This window comes from Erythrobacter sp. CCH5-A1 (assembly GCF_001557115.1).
Classification (GTDB): domain Bacteria; phylum Pseudomonadota; class Alphaproteobacteria; order Sphingomonadales; family Sphingomonadaceae; genus Erythrobacter.
Genome location: NZ_LSKQ01000154.1, coordinates 1 through 2,973, shown reverse-complemented (window position 1 = coordinate 2,973; position 2,973 = coordinate 1). Strand labels below are relative to the sequence as shown.

General features: G+C 74.9%; 3 protein-coding genes and 1 pseudogene. All 4 read right to left on the bottom strand.

Annotation, left to right across the window (positions count from 1 at the left end):
- Window positions 1–847: pseudogene (locus AX708_RS08720) on the bottom strand (hypothetical protein); the annotation flags it as partial.
- Window positions 848–888: 41 nt separating this feature from the next.
- A complete protein-coding gene (locus tag AX708_RS08715; protein ID WP_066533110.1) occupies window positions 889–1,326 on the bottom strand; it encodes a hypothetical protein in 438 nt (145 codons plus the stop codon).
- Window positions 1,319–2,653, bottom strand: a complete 1,335-nt coding sequence (locus AX708_RS08710; protein ID WP_066533114.1) for a FliI/YscN family ATPase — start codon at window positions 2,651–2,653, stop codon at window positions 1,319–1,321. The genes AX708_RS08715 and AX708_RS08710 overlap by 8 nt, the downstream gene beginning before the upstream one ends.
- Window positions 2,650–2,973, bottom strand: a 324-nt coding sequence (locus AX708_RS08705; protein ID WP_233999632.1) for a FliH/SctL family protein, incomplete at its 5' end; no start/stop codon positions are given. The genes AX708_RS08710 and AX708_RS08705, both read right to left, overlap by 4 nt.

Here is a 2,973-nt window from a genome sequence, read left to right as displayed (position 1 = left end):
GGGTAGGGGCGGCCGTCGGCGAAGCGCCGGACGCAGGCGGAGCGGGCGCAAGGGCCGTCGTCACGGCATCATCGGCCAGCACCGGCACGAAGGTCACAAGCGCCGCGACCGGCTGCGGCGCGGCTCCGGGATCGGTCACAACAGCCGGTTCAAGCGGGAGGCTATCCGCCGCGCCGGGTTCGGCATGGGCGGCATCTTCACCGGCTGGCGCCGCAGCGGCCTCAACGGGGGCGGGGAGCAGCGGCGCGCGCGAATCAGGGCTTTGCGCGCGCGGGTGGATCGGCGGCGCAGGCCGCTCGGCAGGATCGGGTTCGGGAAACGCATCGACGGTAGGCGCGTCAGACACGGGCGCGCGCAGCACCGTCACCAGACCGGGGAGCGGCTCGGGCGCGGCGATCAGGCGCTCCAGCAGGGGCAAGGCGGCGTCCGCCCCGGCAGGCGCATCGAGCGGCAGGGACGGCGGCAAAGCCGCGCCCGGTTGCGGCAGGTTCTTGCCGGTCGGCCACCCGGCGAGCGCGCTCGCAGAGGAGGTCTCGGGGCGCGGCGGTGCGGCAGGCAGGAGCGGGAGCGGCGCAGGGATGCCGCCCGCTTCCCCCTCGGCCGCGACAGCCGGAGCGGAGCCTTCGGGCAGGGCGACGATTCCCGGCGAGGTCGGTCCAGCGGGCGCCAGCGTGGAAGCGGGCGGCGCGGGCGGCGGCGGCGCAAGCGCCTCGAGCAGCCCGGCAAAATCGGGAGCGGATGGCCCTCCTTCGGCCCCGGTCGCCAGGTTCGAAGCGGGGGCGCCAGCAAGCGCGTCGGCGGCAGGGAGCCGCGGCATTTCGGGGAGGAGCGGGAGCAGGCTGGTCACGTCGGGCGTCATCCTCGTCGAGCGGGCCCGGGGGGCCGGGATCAAGTGTCGCTGCGGCTTTGCAACTTGCGTGCCAGCGGCATTTCACGCGCCGCCGCGCGGCGTTCCTGCGCGGCGGCGAGCGCGGTGCGGGCCTCGGCGCCCATCTCTGCGAGGCGCTTGGCGCGGGTCTCGGTGCGGGCGAGCGCCTCGGCCTGCCATTCGCGCTGGCGCGACGCATCGCGCGCGGCGTCCCCGGCGTTGGCGGCGAGCTGCGCGAGCCCGGCGGTGAAGGCCGCACGCTGGGCGAGGGCCGCGCCGCTGGTCAGCCCCTCGCGCGCCGCGCTCGCCGCGACCAGGCGGAGACTGCGCGCGGCGAGCGCCTGCCCCCGCGCTTCGGCCTCGAGCGCCTCTGCCAGCGCCCGCAGCGCCTGCTTCCTCGCCACCTCGGCGATCAGGCTCTGGCGGCGGAGCAGCGCAAGGCGGCGGGCCTCACGCACCCGGCGGCCCCATCAGCGCCAGCAATTCGCGGTGACTGTCGGCCAGCGCCACGGCTTCGCCCCGGGGTTGGGTGAGGAAAGCGTCGATGGGCTGCGAGAGCGCCAGCGCCTCGTCGAGCAGCGGGTCGCCCCCGGCGCGGTAGGCCCCCATCATCACCAGATCGCGCCCGCTCTCGCGCGCGGCGATCAATGCCCTCAAACGCCGCGCCGCCTCGCGCACGTCGCGCGGGACGATATCGTCCATCACCCGGCTCAATGAGGCAGGAATGTCGATCGCCGGATAATGCCCGCGCGCCGCCAGCTCGCGCGAGAGCACGATGTGGCCGTCGAGGATCGCGCGCGCGGTGTCGACCACGGGATCGTTGGTGTCGTCCCCGTCGGCGAGCACGGTGTAGATCCCGGTCACCGCCCCGCCCGTGCGCGCGGAATTGCCCGCGCGCTCCACGAGGCGCGTGATCGCGGCGAGCGCGGACGGGGGATAGCCCCGCGCCGCGCCGGGCTCGCCGAGCACCAGCGCCAGCTCGCGCGCGGCGTGAGCGACGCGGGTGAGGCTGTCGAGGATCAGCAGCACGCGCTTGCCCTGCGCGCGGAAATATTCGCCGATCGCGCAGGCATATTGCGCCGCGCGCAGCCGCAGGTTGGGGGCATGATCGGCCGGCACCGCCACCACCACGATCCCCCCGCGCCGGTGCCCGGCCATGTGCCGATTCACGAAGTCCGAAACCTCGCGTGCGCGCTCGCCGATCAATGCCACCACGGTGACATCGGCGACCGCGTGCCCGGCGATGGTGTCGACCAGCACCGACTTGCCCACGCCCGAGCCCGCCATGATCCCAAGCCTCTGCCCGACGCCCATCGCGGCGAGCGCATTGATCGCGCGCACCCCGCAATCGAAGGGGTGTTCGACGCTCGCCCGCTCCAGCGCCCCCTCGCGCCGCCCGCCCAGCGGCCAGGCCTGTGGCAGATCGAGCCGCGGGCCGCCGTCGATCGGATCACCGAGCGCATCGACCGCGCGCCCCAGCAGCGCCTCGCCGACCCTCACCTCTCCGGGCTGCCCCAGCGCGCGCACCCGCGCATGCGGGCGCAGCAGCATCGCGTCGCCCAGCAGCATCATCAGCGAATGGCCCGCGCGAAAGCCGATCACCTCGGCAAGGCATTCGGCCCCCGCGTCATTCTCGATCAGCCCAAGGGAGCCGACCGGCAGCGGCAGCCCGGCGACCTCGATCAGCCCGCCGTCGCACGTCACCACGCGGCCCGTCAGCACCGGGCCACCCGTGACCGGAGCCGCGCGCATCCGGGCGAGGTCGAGCTGGAGTTCGGCGATCATCCCCGCACCGCTGCGGCAATCGCGCGGCGCCACTCGGCGGGGCCGTCGGCAACCGAGCCATCCGGCCCCGCAATCACCACGCTGCCGGGCTCGAGCGCGGGATCGGGTGCGATCCGCATCGCGGCGAGCGCCTCCTCATCCACCAAGGCGACATCATCGGGGTGAAGGTGCAGCACGAGGCTTTCCGGCGCGCCGCCGATCCGGCGGGCCGCGGCCTCGCAGCGCGCGCGCAGGTTCGCAGGGTCGCGCGCTGCCTCGCCCAGAAGCCCTGCGCACAGTGCCTCCACTGTGGCCGCGAGATCATCGGCGAGCGCTTCGCG

Coding starts and splice junctions, on each gene's coding strand:
- AX708_RS08710 (WP_066533114.1), bottom strand. CDS start 2,653: ATGATCGCCGAACTCCAGCTCGACCTCGCCCGGATGCGCGCGGCTCCG.